We start from the raw sequence: 16,653 nt of genomic DNA, 5'->3' as shown, positions 1-16,653 counted from the left end.
AGCAAGCTCGCTCCCACATTTGAAATGCATTCCCATGTGGGAGCGAGCTTGCTCGCGAAGGGGATCTGACAGGCAATAAAAATCCCCCGGGGTAAACACCTCCGGGGATGATCGTTCCCACGCAGAGCGTGGGAACGATCAGTGCAGGAAAACCTAGCGCTGATGCACCAGCGCCCCCGCTGCATACGTCTGCGCCACGGTGCGGTCATCGCCCAGGGTCATCAGCACAAACAACGTCTCGGCGATGTTATTCGACTGTTTCAAGCGGTAGCTCAGTAGCGGCGTGGCGTTGTAATCCAGCACTAGGAAGTCGGCATCCGAACCCGGTTGCAGGTTACCGATCTTGTCTTCCAGGCGCAGCGCCCGCGCACCACCCAGGGTCGCCAGATACAGCGACTTGAACGGGCTCAACCGCGCGCCCTGCAGTTGCATGACCTTGTAGGCTTCGTTGAGGGTTTGCAGCAGCGAGAAACTGGTACCGCCGCCGACGTCGGTGCCGAGGCCGACATTGAGCTTATGCTTTTCGGCCATCGGCAGGTTGAACAGGCCGCTGCCGAGGAACAGGTTCGAGGTCGGGCAGAACGAGATCGCCGAGCCGGTTTCTGCCAGTCGCGCGCATTCTTCGTCACACAGGTGCACGCCGTGGGCGAATACCGAGCGTTCGCCGAGCAATTGGTAGTGATCGTAGACGTCGAGGTAACCCTTGCGCTCCGGGAACAGCTCCTTGACCCACTCGATCTCCTTGAGGTTCTCGCTGATGTGGGTCTGCATGTACAGATCCGGATATTCCGTCAGCAATTGCCCGGCCAGGGTCAGTTGTTCCGGAGTGCTGGTCGGCGCAAAGCGCGGCGTCACCGCATAGTGCAAGCGGCCCTTGCCGTGCCAGCGCTCGATCAGCGCCTTGCTGTCGACGTAGCTGGATTCGGCGGTATCGACCAGATAATCCGGGGCATTGCGGTCCATCATCACCTTGCCGGCGATCATGCGCAGATCAAGCTTCTCGGCGGCCTCGAAAAACGAATTCACCGATTGCGGATGCACGCTGCCGAACACCAGCGCCGTGGTGGTGCCGTTGCGCAGCAGTTCCTTGATGAAAATATCGGCCACTTCGTCGGCGTGAGCCTTATCACCAAACTGGCTCTCGCAGGGGAAAGTGTAGGTGTTCAGCCAGTCGAGCAGTTGCTCGCCATAGGAGCCGACCATGCCGGTTTGTGGCAGGTGAATGTGCGTGTCGATAAAACCGGGGGTGATCAGCGCATCCTGATAATGGTTGATCTCGATATCCGCCGGCAGGGTTGGCAGCAGTTCGCTGGCGTGGCCGAGGGCGCTGATCTTGCCGTCGTCGACCACCAGCAGGCCGTCCTCGAAATATTCATAGGAGGCTTCGATGCCGACTTCGGCAGGGTCGGCAATGCTGTGCAGAATGGCGGCGCGGTAGGCTTTGCGAGTCAGAGGCATGAGGGTTCTCTAATCAGTTTGAGGCTTTGAGTTTGGCGGACTGGCTGCGGCGCGAGGCGGGCAGCAATCGGGCAATCGGTTCGGCGCGGGCGCTGTGCTGGCCGAAGTTGGCGTTATAGGTGGCGATGATTTCACCGGCGATGGAGATGGCGATTTCCACAGGCAGTTTGCCTTTGACTTCGCCGATGCCCATCGGGCAGCGCATGCGCTGCACCACGCTCGGGTCGAAACCACGATCACGCAGGCGGTGTTCGAATTTGGCGCGTTTGGTTTTCGAGCCGATCAGGCCGAACCAGGTGAAATCGTTGCGCTTGAGAATCGCCGCGGTCAGTTCCAGATCGAGCTGATGGTTGTGGGTCATGACGATGCAGTAGCTGCCGGCGGGCAGGTCATTGACTTCATCCACCGGCTCTTCGCTGACGATTTTACGCACGCCGTGGGGGATGTGTTCAGGAAACTCGGCCTCGCGCGAATCGATCCAGCGCACCCGGCAGGGCAGGCTGGCCAGCAGCGGCACGAGGGCGCGACCGACATGGCCGGCACCGAACACGGCAATCTGCGCCTGCACCTGGCCCATCGGTTCGAACAGCAACACCGTAGCGCCACCGCAGCACTGGCCGAGACTGGCGCCGAGGCTGAAGCGCTCCAGATGGGTGTCCTGCTTGCCGCTGGCGAGCATCTCGCGGGCGATCTGCATGGCTTTGAATTCCAGATGCCCGCCACCGATGGTGTCGAACAGGCGGTCGGCGCTGACGACCATTTTCGAGCCGGCATTACGTGGCGTCGAGCCGAGTTCTTCGATGATCGTCACCAGCACACAGGGCTCGCCCTGATTCTGCAGGTCGGCGAGGGCGTCGATCCAGTTGTACATACACACCTCTCAGATCGTTCCCACGCTCTGTGTGGGAATGCATCACTGGACGCTCCGCGTCCGCTGTTCAGGATGCGACGCAGAGCGTCGCGGGCTGCATTCCCACGCAGAGCGTGGGAACGATCATCAAACAACCGCGGTTTCAGCTTCGACAGCTTTCACCGCTTTGAGCTGGCGCATCTGCTCGCAGCCCCACAACACCCGCTCCGGCGTGGCCGGCGCATCGATTTTCGGCTGATGCTGATAATCACCGAGACTCGCCACCGCGTCCTTGATTGCGCACCAAGCGGCGATGCCGAGCATGAACGGCGGTTCACCGACGGCTTTGGAATGGAACACTGTGTCTTCCGGGTTCTTGCGGTTTTCCACCAGTTTCACCCGCAGATCCAGCGGCATGTCCGCCACCGCCGGGATCTTGTAGCTGGCCGGGCCGTTGGTCATCAGCTTGCCCTTGTTGTTCCAGACCAGCTCTTCCATGGTCAGCCAGCCCATGCCCTGGACGAAACCGCCCTCGACCTGACCGATGTCGATCGACGGGTTCAGCGAGGCGCCGACGTCGTGCAGGATGTCGGTGCGCAGCATCTTGTACTCGCCGGTCAGGGTGTCGACGATCACTTCGCAGCAGGCTGCGCCGAAAGCGAAGTAATAGAACGGACGGCCCCGCGCCTGACTGCGGTCGTAGTAGATTTTCGGAGTCTTGTAGAAGCCGGTGCTGGACAGCGAGACCTGATTGAAATACGCCTGCTGGATCAGCGCTTCGAAGGTCAGGATCTGCTCGCGCACACGCACGTGGCCGTTGCGGAATTCGACGTCTTCTTCGCTGACCTTGTAGTGCCGCGCGGCGAATTCGACCAAGCGTTGCTTGATCGTCTGTGCTGCGTTCTGCGCGGCTTTGCCGTTCAGGTCGGCGCCGCTGGAGGCCGCGGTCGGCGAGGTGTTCGGCACTTTGTCGGTGTTGGTCGCGGTGATCTGCACACGATCGATTTCGACCTGAAACACTTCCGCCACGACCTGGGCGACTTTGGTGTTCAGGCCCTGGCCCATTTCCGTGCCGCCGTGGTTCAGGTGGATGCTGCCGTCGGTGTAGATGTGGATCAGCGCACCGGCCTGGTTCAAGAAGCTCGCGGTGAAGGAAATACCGAACTTCACCGGAGTCAGCGCCAGGCCTTTTTTCAGGATCGGGCTGTTGGCGTTGTAGCGACGGATCGCTTCGCGGCGTTCGTGGTACTGGCTGCTTTCTTCCAGCTCGGCGGTCATTTCCTCGAGCATGTTGTGCTCGACGGTCTGGTAGTAGTGGGTGACGTTGCGCTCGGTCTTGCCGTAGTAGTTGGCCTTGCGCACCGCCAGCGGGTCGAGCTTCAGATGCCGGGCAATCGCGTCCATCACTTCTTCGATGGCGACCATGCCTTGCGGGCCGCCGAAGCCGCGATAAGCAGTGTTCGAGGCGGTGTTGGTCTTGCAGCGGTGACCGTTGATGGTCGCATCGCCGAGGTAGTACGAGTTGTCCGAGTGGAACATCGCCCGATCAACGATCGAGGCCGACAAGTCCGGCGAGCAGCCGCAGTTGCCGGCCAGCTCCATGTTGATCCCGTGCAGACGGCCGCTGCTGTCGAAACCGACGTCGTACTCAACGTAGAACGGGTGGCGCTTGCCGGTCATCAGCATGTCTTCGACGCGCGGCAGGCGCATCTTGGTCGGTTGGCCGGTGAGGTGCGCGACCACCGCGCACAGGCACGCCGGGCTCGCGGCCTGGGTTTCCTTGCCACCGAAACCACCGCCCATGCGGCGCATGTCGACGACGATTTTGTTCATCGACACGTCGAGCACTTCGGCGACCAGTTTTTGCACTTCGGTCGGGTTCTGCGTCGAGCAGTAGACGATCATCCCGCCATCTTCGGTAGACATCACCGAGGAGATTTGCGTCTCCAGATAGAAGTGCTCCTGGCCGCCGATGTGCAGCGTGCCCTGAATACGGTGTTCAGCCGTGGCCAGCGCCGAAGCCGAATCGCCGCGCTGATGGGTGTGGCTGTCGAGCACGAAATGGCGCTTGCGCAGGGCTTCGACGACGTCGAGCACCGGTTCCAGATCTTCGTATTCGATGATCGCCGCCATTGCTGCCTTGCGCGCGGTTTCCAGGTCTTTCGCCGCGACTGCCAGCACCGGCTGGCCGACGAACTGCACGTCATCGATGGCCAGCAGCGGGTCGCCCGGCATCAGCGGGCCGATGTCCTTCAGGCCCGGCACGTCTTCGTGGGTGATGACAATGCGCACGCCTTCGAAGGCGTAGCACGGCGACGTGTCGATGCTGAGGATTTTCGCGTGGGCACGGTCCGACAGGCGCGCATACAGGTGCAATTGGTTGGGGAATTCCAGCCGATCATCGATGTACTGCGCTTCACCGGACACATGCTTGGCGGCGCTGTCGTGCTTGACGCTGCGGCCGACACCGGTGGTCAGATCCTGGGCGAACAGTTCGGCCAATTCAGCTTGAGTCTTCTCTACGGCGTGATGGTTAGACATAAGCGGTCACCCGAGTCTCGATGTGCGGTGTTTGCAGTTCGATGAAGTATTTGCGCAGCAGGTTCTGCGCGCTGAGCAGGCGATATTCCTTGCTGGCGCGGAAGTCCGAGAGCGGTGTGAAATCTTCGGCCAGCGCGGCGCAGGCGCGTTCGATCACGGCGTTGTTGAACGGCTGACCGAGCAGCACGGCTTCGCAATGCGCAGCGCGTTTCGGAATCGCCGCCATGCCGCCGAAGGCCACGCGCGCGTCGCTGATCACGCCATTTTCCACGCGCAGATTGAACGCAGCACAGACGGCGGAGATGTCGTCGTCCAGGCGCTTCGACACTTTATAGGCACGGAACAACTGCTCGGCGCTGGCGCGCGGGACGATGATTTTTTCGATGAACTCGCTTTCCTGGCGCGCGGTGACGCGGTAGTCGATGAAGTAGTCTTCCAGGTTCAAGGTGCGGCGGGTTTCGCCTTTGCACAGCACGATCTGCGCGCCGAGGGCGATCAGCAGCGGTGGCGAGTCACCGATCGGCGAGGCGTTGCCGATGTTGCCGCCGAGGGTGCCTTGATTGCGGATCTGCAACGAGGCGAAGCGGTGCAGCAATTCGCCGAAGTCCGGGTACTCGGCATTCAAGGCCTCGTAGCAATCGGAGAGGGCGGTGGCGGCGCCGATTTCGATGCGGTCTGCAAAGGTTTCAATGCGCTTCATTTCGGCGACGTTGCCGACGTAGATCATCACCGGCAGAGTGCGGTGAAACTGGGTGACTTCCAGTGCCAGGTCAGTACCGCCGGCGAGCAGCCGCGCTTGTGGATAAGCGTCGTAGAGATCGGCCAGGTCAGCGACGGTCAGCGGCACCAGGCAGCGCTTGTCGCCGCTGTTGAGTTCGCCGATATCGGTCGGCGCAATGGTCTTGAGGCGGGCAATGGTTTCGGCTTCGCGGGCGTCGAACTGATCCGCTGGCTTGGCGCAGCAGGATTGTTCGGCAGCGGCGAGAATCGGCCGGTAGCCAGTGCAGCGGCAGAGGTTGCCGGCCAGCGCTTCGTGAGCCTTGGCCTGATCCGGCGCATCGCTGTTCTTTTGCAGGGCGAACAACGACATGACGAAACCGGGGGTGCAGAAGCCGCACTGCGAACCGTGGCACTCGACCATGGCTTTCTGCACGCTGTGCAGTTCGCCCTTGTGCTTGAGGTCTTCAACGCTGATCAGTTGCTTGCCGTGCAAGGACGAGACGAAAGTCAGGCACGAATTGAGGCTGCGATAGCGAATATGTTCACGCCCCATATCATCGGTCTGCAACTCGCCAACCACCACGGTGCAGGCGCCGCAGTCGCCGCTGGCGCAACCTTCTTTGGTGCCGGGCTTGCCCACATGTTCACGCAGGTAATTGAGCACAGTCAGATTCGGGTCCAGGGCGTGCTCGCTACGGAGTTCCTGGTTAAGTAAAAACTGGATCACGGAAGGCCTCGCAGACTCATTATTGTTGTTAACCGACGTAAACCGAATTTAGCAGGTCTGACTTTTCGGTCAATGGTTTTCTGACTTAAAGGTCAGGAAAATCCGTTTCGTCGATCAACAGCGTGTCTATTCAGTATTGACCTTCATCGGTCACTGCGCTTTTTTGCGGGATTCGTGCCAAAAACCGCTGAGTGGGCACTCCGCCATGACCGTGCATTTGCGCTACACTGCGCCGCTTGTGCAGATCGATAGAGTTTGAAGGACAACCATGACGTTCAAGGCGCCGGACAGCCTCGCCGAGCAAATCGCTCACCACCTCGCCGAACGCATCATTCGTGGCGAAATGAAGCCGGGAGAGCGCATCCAGGAACAGAAGGTCACGCTGGCGCTCAACGTCAGCCGCGGTTCGGTCCGCGAAGCCTTGCTGATCCTCGAGCGCCGTCACCTGATCGCGATCCTGCCGCGTCGTGGCGCCCACGTTACCGAGCTGACGCCGCACAAGGTGCAGAGCCTGTGCACGCTGATGAGCGAGCTGTATATCCTGCTAGGCAATTCGGTGGCCAATGGCTGGCAAGTGCAGTCGGACATGGCGCCGTTCGTGCAGATCCAGCAGCGCCTGACCGCCAATTACGAACGCGGCGATATCCGCAGCTTCGTCGATGACAGCTTCGCGGTGATGCGCGCCGCCTATCCGTTTGCCAACAATCCGTACCTGCAAGAAACCGTCGAGAACCTCCAGCCGGCGATGAGCCGCGCGTATTTCCTCGCCCTCGAACAGCGCAAGGCGGAAATGAGCGAATTCCTCGAACTGTTCGAACGCTTGCTCGCCGCCGTACTCGCCCGTGATTTGCCGCAGATCCGCATCGTGCTCACGGCGTATGCCCAGCGCAGCTGCGATCTGGTGGTGTCTGCGCTGACGGTTGCCTGAGCGTGCGGCTGAAGTGCATCAAACTGGCGGGGTTCAAATCCTTCGTCGACCCGACCACGGTGAACTTCCCCAGTAACATGGCGGCGGTCGTCGGGCCGAACGGTTGCGGCAAGTCGAACATCATCGACGCCGTGCGCTGGGTGATGGGCGAAAGTTCGGCGAAGAACCTGCGTGGCGAGTCGATGACCGATGTCATCTTCAATGGCTCGACCAGCCGCAAACCGGTGAGCCAGGCCAGTATCGAACTGGTCTTCGACAACTCCGACGGCACGCTGCTCGGCGAATACGCCGCCTACGCGGAGATTTCCATCCGCCGCAAAGTCACCCGCGACAGCCAGACCACTTATTACCTCAACGGCACCAAATGCCGTCGGCGCGACATCACCGATATCTTCCTCGGCACCGGCCTCGGCCCGCGCAGCTACTCGATCATCGAACAGGGGATGATCTCCAAGCTGATCGAATCCAAGCCCGAAGACCTGCGCAATTTCATCGAAGAAGCCGCCGGCATCTCCAAGTACAAGGAGCGTCGCCGCGAGACCGAAAACCGTATCCGCCGTACCCACGAGAACCTCGCCCGCCTGACCGACCTGCGCGAAGAGCTGGAGCGCCAGCTCGAACGTCTGCACCGTCAGGCCGAGGCGGCGAAAAAGTATCAGGAACTCAAGGCCGAAGAGCGTCAGCTCAAGGCGCAACTGTCGGCCCTGCGCTGGCAGGATCTTAACGAGCAGGTCGGCCAGCGCGAGTCGATCATCGGCAATCAGGAAGTCAGCTTCGAAGCGCTGGTCGCTGAACAGCGTAACGCTGATGCGGCCATCGAGCGCCTGCGCGACGGTCACCACGACCTGTCCGAACGCTTCAATCTGGTGCAGGGCCGCTTCTATTCGGTCGGCGGCGACATCGCCCGGGTCGAGCAGAGCATTCAGCATGGCCAGCAGCGGTTACGCCAGTTGCAGGACGATCTGAAAGAAGCCGAGCGCGCGCGTCTGGAAACCGAGTCGCACCTGGGCCACGACCGCACGCTGTTGCTGACCCTCGGCGAAGAGCTGGACATGCTCACGCCAGAACAGGAAGTCACCAGCGCCGCCGCCGAGGAAGCCGCTGCGGCCCTCGAAGAAGCCGAAACCACCATGCACGGCTGGCAGGAGCAGTGGGATGCTTTCAACCTGACCGCTGCCGAACCGCGCCGTCAGGCTGAAGTCCAGCAGTCGCGGATTCAGCAGCTGGAAAGCAGCATGGAGCGTCTGGCTGACCGGCAGAAACGCCTCGCCGAAGAACGTGCGTTGCTGTCCGCCGACCCGGAAGACGCGGCGATCATGGCGCTCAACGAGCAGCTCGCCGAGTCCGAAGCGACCCTCGAAGATTTACAGACCAGCGAAGAAGCACAGGTCGAAAAGCTCGAACAACTGCGTCAGGAATTGCAGCAGGCGCTGAGCGCGCAGCAGCAGGCGCAGGGCGATCTGCAGCGGCTCAATGGGCGTCTGGCGTCGCTGGAAGCCTTGCAGCAAGCGGCGCTCGATCCGGGCACCGGCACCGCCGAATGGTTAAAGGAACACAACCTCGCCGAGCGTCCGCGCCTGGCCGAAGGCCTGAAGGTCGAGGCGGGTTGGGAGCTGGCGGTGGAAACCGTGCTCGGTGCCGATCTGCAAGCGGTGCTGGTCGACGATTTCAGCGGCTTCGATCTGTCCGGTTTCACCCAAGGCGATTTGCGCCTGCTCAGCCCGGCCAGCGATGGCGTGCGGGTGGCGGGCAGTCTGCTGGACAAAGTCGAGGCGCAGATCGATCTGTCGCCGTGGCTCGGCCAGGTCAAACCGGTCGACAGCCTTGAACAGGCGCTGGCCTTGCGTGGCCAGTTGAGCGCCGGGCAAAGCCTGATCAGTCGCGATGGCTATTGGGTCGGTCGGCACTTCTTGCGTGTACGTCGTGCCAGCGAAGCGGAAAGCGGCATGCTCGCCCGTGGCCAGGAAATCGAAGACCTGCAACTGGAGCGTGAGGAGCGCGAAGCCACTGTCGAGGCCATGGAAACCCGCCTGCAAACCCTGCGCGCGCAACAGCGCCAGCAGGAAAACGGCCGCGAACATCTGCGCCGCTTGCTGCAGGACGAAGCGCGCCAGCAAGGCGAACTGAAAGCGCAGTTGTCTGCTGGTAAGGCCAAAGCCGAACAGCTGACATTGCGCCGCACCCGTCTCGATGAAGAACTGGTCGAACTCGCCGAACAGCGCGAGCTTGAGCACGAACAGGTCGGCGAAGCGCGCATGAATTTGCAGGAAGCGCTGGATTCCATGGCGCTCGACACCGAGCAGCGCGAGTTGCTGCTGGCCCAGCGCGACAGCCTGCGCGAACGCCTCGATCGCGTGCGTCAGGAAGCGCGGCAGCACAAGGATCACGCCCATCAACTGGCCGTGCGTCTCGGCTCGTTGCGCGCCCAGCATGACTCCACGCGACAGGCGCTGGAGCGTCTGGAGATGCAGGCCGAGCGCCTCACGGAAAAGCGCGAGCAGTTGAGCCTGAATCTGGAGGAGGGCGAGGCGCCGCTGGAAGAGCTGCGTCTGAAACTCGAAGAACTGCTCGACAAGCGCATGACCGTCGATGAAGAACTCAAGACCGCGCAGATCGCTCTGGAAGACGCCGATCGGGAATTGCGCGACGCGGAAAAGCGCCGCACCCAGGCCGAGCAGCAATCGCAGTTGATTCGCGGCCAGCTCGAACAGCAACGCATGGAATGGCAGGCGCTGACCGTACGGCGCAAGGCTTTGCAGGATCAATTGCTCGAAGATGGCTACGATCTCAATGGCGTGCTCGCCACATTGACCGCACAAGCCAGTGAACGCGAAGCCGAAGAAGAACTCGAACGCATCAACGCGCGGATTCAGCGCCTGGGTGCGATCAACCTCGCGGCCATCGATGAATACACGCAACAATCGGAGCGTAAACGTTATCTGGATGCGCAGGACGCCGATCTGGTCGAGGCGCTGGAGACCCTGGAAAACGTCATCCGCAAAATCGATAAGGAAACCCGCAACCGTTTCAAAGATACCTTTGATCAGATCAACGGTGGTTTGCAGGCACTTTTCCCGAAAGTTTTCGGTGGCGGGCGCGCGTATTTGGAACTGACGGGCGAAGATCTACTCGATACAGGGGTGACGATCATGGCGCAGCCGCCCGGGAAGAAGAACAGCACCATCCATTTGCTCTCCGGCGGCGAAAAAGCCCTGACTGCACTGGCCCTGGTTTTTGCCATCTTCAAGTTGAACCCGGCGCCGTTCTGCATGCTCGATGAGGTTGACGCGCCACTGGATGACGCTAACGTTGGACGCTACGCACGCCTGGTCAAAGAGATGTCGCAGACCGTGCAGTTCATCTACATCACCCACAACAAGATCGCCATGGAAATGGCCGAGCAGTTGATGGGTGTGACGATGCATGAACCGGGCTGTTCGCGACTGGTGGCGGTGGATGTCGAGGAGGCGATGGCGATGGTGGATGCCTGAGTCGGTGTGGTGTCGGAATAGTTTTGGAGGTCTGTAGGACTTTTTACTGATACCGGCTGAATGGCCAATCGACATATTCGCGCAAGCCAAATGAGACAGACGGTGTAAAGTTGTCTTTGGTCGTGCTAGTTTAATGTCAATTTTTCGTATACGTGGGCAAAACGCCTGTCAGAACATAGAGTTGGCGCCACGTTTTAAAGCGGTTTACGCAGTGTAAACCCCTTATTTTTCAGCATTTTTTATAGAGGCACGGGATTACATGGAAATCGGTCTGCGCGAGTGGCTGATCGTCATCGGCATCATTGTGATAGCCGGTATTCTTTTCGATGGCTGGCGCCGTATGCGCGGCGGCAAGGGAAAGCTGAAATTCCGTCTCGACCGGAGCCTGTCCAATCTGCCGGACGAGGATACCAGCGCCGAGCTGTTGGGCCCGGCCCGCGTCCTGGACACGCACAAAGAGCCGCAACTGGACGAGCACGATCTGCCGTCGGTGAGCATGCCCAACCGCGAAGCCCGCGAGCCGCGTGAATCCGGCTCGAAACGTGGCAAGCGCGGCAGCAACGGCCCGGCGCAGGGCGACTTGAACCTCGACCTCGATCTGGACGGCGGCCCGAGCTTCAGCAGCCGCGATGACGATTTCGCCGAAGACAGCAAGCCTGCAGCGGCCGTGGCGGAAAAAGATCAGCCGCAAGCCGAAGAAGTCCTGGTGATCAGCGTGATCTGCCGCGACCCGGCCGGCTTCAAAGGCCCGGCGCTGCTGCAGAACATTCTCGAAAGCGGCCTGCGTTTCGGCGAGATGGACATTTTCCACCGCCACGAAAGCATGGCCGGCAACGGCGAAGTACTGTTCTCCATGGCCAACGCTGTCAAGCCGGGTATCTTTGATCTGGACGACATCGACCACTTCAGCACTCCGGCGGTGAGCTTCTTCCTCGGTCTGCCAGGCCCGCGTCATCCGAAGCAGGCTTTCGACGTGATGGTCGCGGCAGCCCGCAAGCTGTCCCAGGAACTGAACGGCGAACTGAAAGACGATCAGCGCAGCGTACTGACCGCGCAGACGATCGAACACTACCGTCAGCGCATTGTTGAATTCGAACGCCGCGCATTGACCCAGAAGCGTTGATACAAAAGGTCGTTCCTGTTTAACAAGACGATCGGCAAAATAATTGAGCAGCCTCGGCTGCTCTTTTGCTTTATGAGAGAACACCCATGACCGCCGCCAAAACCCGCATTCTAGAGCTGCGCGCTGAGCTGGATCAGCACAACTATCGTTATCACGTTCTCGACGAGCCGAGCATTCCCGATGCCGAGTACGACCGCTTGTTCCACGAGCTCAAGGCGCTGGAAGCGGCCAACCCAGAACTGATCACCAGCGACTCGCCGACCCAGCGCGTCGGCAGCATGGCTTTGACCGCGTTCACTCAGGTGCGTCACGAAATTCCGATGCTCAGCCTCGGCAACGCTTTCGAAGAATCCGACATGCGCGAGTTCGATCGCCGCGTCAACGAAGGCCTCGACGTGCCGGCCGGCGATCTGTTCGGTGGCGGCGCGGCGGTGGAATACAGCTGCGAGCCGAAGCTCGATGGCCTGGCGGTCAGCCTGCTGTATCAGGACGGTCTGCTGGTGCGCGGCGCCACCCGGGGCGATGGCACTACGGGCGAAGACATCAGCGTCAACGTGCGCACCGTGCGCAATATTCCGCTGAAGCTGCACGGCGAAGGCTGGCCGGCGACGCTGGAAGTGCGCGGTGAAGTGTTCATGTCCAAGGCCGGTTTCGAGCGCCTCAATGCTTCGCAACTGGAAATCGGCGGCAAGACCTTCGCCAACCCGCGCAACGCGGCAGCAGGCAGCCTGCGCCAGCTCGACTCGAAGATCACCGCCAATCGTCCGCTGGAATTCTGCTGCTATGGCATCGGTCAGGTGTCTCACGATATCGCCGACACCCACATCGGTAACCTCAAGCAGTTGCAGAAGTGGGGCATGCCGATCAGTCACGAACTGAAGCTGGCCAAGGGCATTGATGAGTGCCTGGAGTATTACCGCGACATCGGCGAACGCCGTAACTCGCTGGCCTATGAAATCGATGGCGTGGTGTTCAAGGTCAACAGCATCGCCGACCAGCGTGAACTGGGCTTCCGCGCCCGCGAGCCGCGCTGGGCGATCGCACACAAATTCCCGGCGATGGAAGAACTCACCGAGCTGCTCGACGTGGAATTCCAGGTCGGCCGCACCGGTGCGGTGACTCCGGTGGCGCGTCTGAAACCGGTGAAAGTCGCCGGCGTCACCGTGGCCAACGCCACGCTGCACAACATGGACGAAGTCGCGCGGCTGGGCCTGATGATCGGCGACACGGTGATCATTCGCCGCGCCGGTGATGTGATTCCGCAAGTGGTGCAGGTAGTCATCGAGCGTCGCCCCGATGACGCGCGCCCGGTGGCCATTCCTGAAAGCTGCCCGGTGTGCGGCTCCCACGTTGAACGCACGCAACTGGTCAAGCGCAGCAAGGGCAAGGAAACCTTCAGCGAAGGTGCGGTGTATCGCTGCGTCGGCCGACTGGCCTGTGGCGCGCAATTGAAGCAGGCGATCATTCACTTCGTCTCGCGTCGGGCCATGGACATCGAAGGCTTGGGCGACAAGAGCGTCGAGCAACTGGTCGACGAAGGTCTGGTCAGCTCGCCGGCCGATCTGTATGCGCTGAAGTTCGACGACATCGTCGATCTGGAAGGCTTTGCCGAGGTATCGAGCAACAAGCTTCTCAAAGCCATCGAAGACAGCAAGCAACCGAGCCTGGCACGTTTCATCTACGCCCTCGGCATTCCCGATGTCGGCGAAGAGACGGCGAAGGTGCTGGCGCGTTCGCTGGGTTCGCTGGAGCGCGTGCAACAGGCCTTGCCGCATGTGCTGACCTACCTGCCGGACGTCGGCCTGGAAGTGGCGCACGAGATTCACAGTTTCTTTGAGGATGCGCACAACCAGCAGGTCATCAGCGAATTGCTCGGCCATGGTTTGCAGATTCAGGATCAAGGCGAGTTGGGCGCCGAATTCGCCGCCAGTACCACCCTGGGCGGCTTGCTCGACAAACTGCACATTCCCTTCGTCGGCCCCGGTGGTGCGCAGAAACTCGCCGATCGCTTCGGTTCGCTGGAAGCGGTGATGAACGCTGACTGGCTGGACATGCGCCAGGCATTGCCCGAGAAGCAGGCCAACTCGGTGCGCGAGTTCTTCGCCTCGCCTGAGCATCGGCAACTGGCCGAGCGGGCCGAGCAGCAGCTGCGCGATTTCGGCATGCATTGGCAGAGCGAGAAAAAAGTCGTCGAAGGTCTGCCGCTGTCCGGCGAAACCTGGGTGCTGACCGGCAAGGTCGAGTTGATGAGCCGGGATGTGGCCAAGGATCATCTGGAAAGCCTGGGTGCCAAGGTCGCCGGTTCGGTGTCGGCGAAAACCCATTGCGTGGTCGCAGGCCCGGGTGCCGGCTCGAAACTGACCAAGGCCAACGAACTGGGGGTGAAGGTCATGGACGAAGAAGCGTTTATCGCCTTCCTCAAAACCCACGGCGTCCCTGTCTGACCGGATGAACCCCTGTGGTGAGGGGTTTTACCCCTCTCCGGATGGACACCTGTGGCGAGGGGATTTATCCCCGCTGGGTTGCGCAGCGACCCCAAAACCCTGCGGCCGATCATTTTATCTGTATCGCGTGTACGGTTTTTTGCGACTGCTGCGCAGTCGAGCGGGGATAAATCCCCTCGCCACAATAGTGCTATCACCCGGCTGCGCGGTTATGGGTGGGAACGATGTTGTCTTCAGGATGATCTAGTCTTGGCCAGTCCCAGGGAGAGATCGCCATGCACCGTTTTTTCGAGCAGCTCAGTTCCCGCATCATCGCGCCGTTCGTGGCCGGATCCTCGCGCAACAGCAAAGTCTGGCCGTGCCGTTGCGGCCAGTCGCTGTTCTTTCGCAACAGTCAGTGCCTGGCGTGTAACGCCTTGCTCGGCTATCAACCTGAAGAAAGTCGCCTGACCTCGCTGCAGCCGGGGCCGGAAGAGGGCACCTGGACACTCGACGCCGATCCCGACGCCGGACTGTTCCGCCGCTGCGCCAACCTCGACATGCCCGCCGCGTGCAACTGGCTGCTGCCGGCCAACGATCACGACACCTTGTGCATCGCTTGCAGCCTCAACCGCACCATTCCCGACCTGTCCGTCGCGGAAAATCCCGAACGCTGGCGCAAAGTCGAAATCGCCAAGCGTCGACTGGTCGCGCAACTGATCACCCTCGGCTTGCCGGTCATCCCGAAAACCACGGATGAAGAAACCGGGCTGGCGTTCGACTTCATCGGTGTCGACCTGGAAGGCAACGCGCCGATGACCGGCCACGCCAATGGCCTGATCACCCTCGATATCAAAGAGGCCGACGACGCTCACCGTGAGCAGGTCAGGGCAGCGATGCACGAACCTTACCGCACGCTGCTCGGGCATTTTCGCCATGAGGTCGGCCACTACTACTGGGATCGCCTCATCGCCAACGGCCCTTGGCTGGACGCGTTCCGCAATCTGTTCGGCGACGAGCGCGCCAGTTACGCCGAGGCGCTGGACCGGCATTACCAGCAAGGCGCGCCGCTGGACTGGCCGCAGCACTACGTCAGTGCCTACGCGACCATGCACCCGTGGGAAGACTGGGCGGAAACCTGGGCGCATTACCTGCACATGATGGATGCGGTCGACACGGCGCTGGGCTTCGGCATGAGCGCGCGGGAAATGGACTTCGACTATCAGCCATTTCCCACCAGCACCCTGTACGATCCGGAGCACCCCGGCGGCACGGCATTCCTGTCGTTCGTCAATGCGTGGATCGAACTGGCCGGCATGCTCAACGAACTGTCGCGCAGCATGGGCCAGCCGGATTTCTACCCGTTCGTACTGCCGGCGGCGGCGATCGCCAAGTTGCACTTCATTCATCTGGTGATCCAGCAGGCGGGCGGCAGGGCGGATGAGGTGCTGGCCTTGTAGGTGTCGCAGGCCGTGATGTTTATGTCCTTGAAGCCGTTCAGGTTTTTATCTGCAACCAACGGTTGTAAGTTCATCTCAGACAGGTACAATGGCGCGGCTCGCCGACAGGCAAGCGTCGTTATGGTGACCCCATCGGTCCCCCCGCAACGATTACCCGTGAACCTGGTCAGATCCGGAAGGAAGCAGCCACAGCGGGAACATTGTGTGCCGGGGTGTGGCTGGTGGGGGCACCACCTTAACGAACCAGCCAAGGCTTCAGACAGAACTGCATGGGTTTCGCCCACTGCGGTTTTTTTATGCCTGCGATTTGGCTAGTGGCGTTGATCCGCCATCAGAAACGCGCGGATCAGCAGCGCAGCGTCCCGGTGCCCGTGCGGCTGTCGACAGGAACAGTGGCATACTCCCTCGCCTGGCATTGAGAGGTAAGGCAAGTGGGTGAAATCGACGATCTGACTCGTGAAAAACTGCGCGAATGGCAGATGCGGCGTCTGGAAGTCAAAACGCAGATGCAGGATCAGCCCGAACGCACGCTGGAGCTGTCGCGAGTGCTCGACCTGATGGATGAAGAGCACGCTGCGATTCTGGCGGCTTCGACCGTGTTCAATGCGGCTGAAGAAACTGCGCAGCCGCTCGCGGTGCAGGACCAGCCGGCCCTCGCTGAATCGGTGGCCGGCCAGTACGACCTGCAACTGCACGCCAGCGCGCAAAACCCTGAACACCTGCGCAAACTGCTGGAAATGGCGCTCTACGAAGTGCAGGCGCAGATCGATGCGGGGGCGGTGGCCAGCGGCACTGAACGACGCGGCATGTCCGGCACGCTCGGCGGTTACTCCTTCGAGCTGCGGATCAGTCCCGAGTCCGGCAGTGAGGGAAACTTGCCGCAGTCCCATGAAATGCACGACGAGAATGACCAGGACTGATCTGGTGTTGTA

10 protein-coding genes and 1 other RNA gene are annotated in these 16,653 nt (G+C 61.0%); 7 read left to right on the top strand and 4 right to left on the bottom strand.

Annotated features, from left to right (window positions below):
• Positions 1-153 precede the first annotated feature (153 nt).
• The 4 genes from guaD to xdhA all read right to left on the bottom strand — a co-directional run bounded on the left by guaD (position 154) and on the right by xdhA (position 6,296).
• Positions 154-1,458 (bottom strand): guanine deaminase, encoded by a 1,305-nt coding sequence (gene guaD / locus QMX86_RS12695; protein WP_263219290.1) that lies wholly within the window; start codon positions 1,456-1,458, stop codon positions 154-156.
• 13 nt (positions 1,459-1,471) lie between these two features.
• Positions 1,472-2,329 carry a xanthine dehydrogenase accessory protein XdhC gene (gene xdhC, locus QMX86_RS12690; protein ID WP_282385113.1) on the bottom strand — a complete coding sequence of 286 codons (858 nt, stop codon included), beginning with the start codon at positions 2,327-2,329 and terminating at the stop codon, positions 1,472-1,474.
• A 126-nt stretch (positions 2,330-2,455) separates the two neighbouring features.
• Positions 2,456-4,849 (bottom strand): xanthine dehydrogenase molybdopterin binding subunit, encoded by a 2,394-nt coding sequence (gene xdhB, locus QMX86_RS12685; RefSeq protein WP_282385115.1) that lies wholly within the window; start codon positions 4,847-4,849, stop codon positions 2,456-2,458.
• Positions 4,842-6,296, bottom strand: a complete 1,455-nt coding sequence (gene xdhA, locus QMX86_RS12680) for a xanthine dehydrogenase small subunit (protein ID WP_073473992.1) — start codon at positions 6,294-6,296, stop codon at positions 4,842-4,844. Before xdhA ends, xdhB begins: the two co-directional genes overlap by 8 nt.
• A gap of 268 nt (positions 6,297-6,564) precedes the next feature.
• Here xdhA and QMX86_RS12675 point away from each other — a divergent pair, with 268 nt between their 5' ends.
• The 7 genes from QMX86_RS12675 (at position 6,565) to QMX86_RS12645 (ending at position 16,641) form a co-directional block, all read left to right on the top strand.
• Positions 6,565-7,224, top strand: a complete 660-nt coding sequence (locus QMX86_RS12675) for a GntR family transcriptional regulator (RefSeq protein WP_039763015.1) — start codon at positions 6,565-6,567, stop codon at positions 7,222-7,224.
• Positions 7,225-7,226: 2 nt separating this feature from the next.
• The gene (gene smc, locus QMX86_RS12670; protein WP_073473993.1) at positions 7,227-10,715 is read left to right on the top strand and encodes a chromosome segregation protein SMC; all 3,489 of its coding nucleotides are present in this window, start codon (positions 7,227-7,229) and stop codon (positions 10,713-10,715) included.
• A gap of 259 nt (positions 10,716-10,974) precedes the next feature.
• Positions 10,975-11,838: a cell division protein ZipA gene (gene zipA, locus QMX86_RS12665; protein ID WP_016773851.1), complete on the top strand. Its 864-nt coding sequence runs from the start codon at positions 10,975-10,977 to the stop codon at positions 11,836-11,838.
• A gap of 86 nt (positions 11,839-11,924) precedes the next feature.
• A complete protein-coding gene (gene ligA / locus QMX86_RS12660) occupies positions 11,925-14,282 on the top strand; it encodes an NAD-dependent DNA ligase LigA (protein WP_122747105.1) in 2,358 nt (785 codons plus the stop codon).
• A 275-nt stretch (positions 14,283-14,557) separates the two neighbouring features.
• Complete coding sequence (locus QMX86_RS12655) at positions 14,558-15,721, top strand: putative zinc-binding metallopeptidase (protein ID WP_073473998.1); 1,164 nt, start codon at positions 14,558-14,560, stop codon at positions 15,719-15,721.
• 130 nt (positions 15,722-15,851) lie between these two features.
• Positions 15,852-15,948, top strand: an RNA gene (gene ffs, locus QMX86_RS12650) — signal recognition particle sRNA small type.
• Between the two features lie 204 nt (positions 15,949-16,152).
• A complete protein-coding gene (locus tag QMX86_RS12645) occupies positions 16,153-16,641 on the top strand; it encodes a hypothetical protein (RefSeq protein ID WP_206075001.1) in 489 nt (162 codons plus the stop codon).
• Positions 16,642-16,653: the final 12 nt, after the last annotated feature.

This window comes from Pseudomonas sp. PS01270, from assembly GCF_029959775.1.
Lineage (GTDB): Bacteria > Pseudomonadota > Gammaproteobacteria > Pseudomonadales > Pseudomonadaceae > Aquipseudomonas > Aquipseudomonas atacamensis.
Note: the sequence above shows the minus strand (reverse complement) of the source record. Positions and strands in the feature narration are given on the sequence as shown.

Excerpts from the sequence above, each read along its gene's own strand:
- ligA (WP_122747105.1), top strand. The coding sequence starts at position 11,925 with ATGACCGCCGCCAAAACCCGCATTCTAGAGCTGCGCGCTGAGCTGGAT.
- xdhB (WP_282385115.1), bottom strand. The coding sequence starts at position 4,849 with ATGTCTAACCATCACGCCGTAGAGAAGACTCAAGCTGAATTGGCCGAA.
- zipA (WP_016773851.1), top strand. The coding sequence starts at position 10,975 with ATGGAAATCGGTCTGCGCGAGTGGCTGATCGTCATCGGCATCATTGTG.
- xdhC (WP_282385113.1), bottom strand. The coding sequence starts at position 2,329 with ATGTACAACTGGATCGACGCCCTCGCCGACCTGCAGAATCAGGGCGAG.
- guaD (WP_263219290.1), bottom strand. The coding sequence starts at position 1,458 with ATGCCTCTGACTCGCAAAGCCTACCGCGCCGCCATTCTGCACAGCATT.
- QMX86_RS12675 (WP_039763015.1), top strand. The coding sequence starts at position 6,565 with ATGACGTTCAAGGCGCCGGACAGCCTCGCCGAGCAAATCGCTCACCAC.
- QMX86_RS12655 (WP_073473998.1), top strand. The coding sequence starts at position 14,558 with ATGCACCGTTTTTTCGAGCAGCTCAGTTCCCGCATCATCGCGCCGTTC.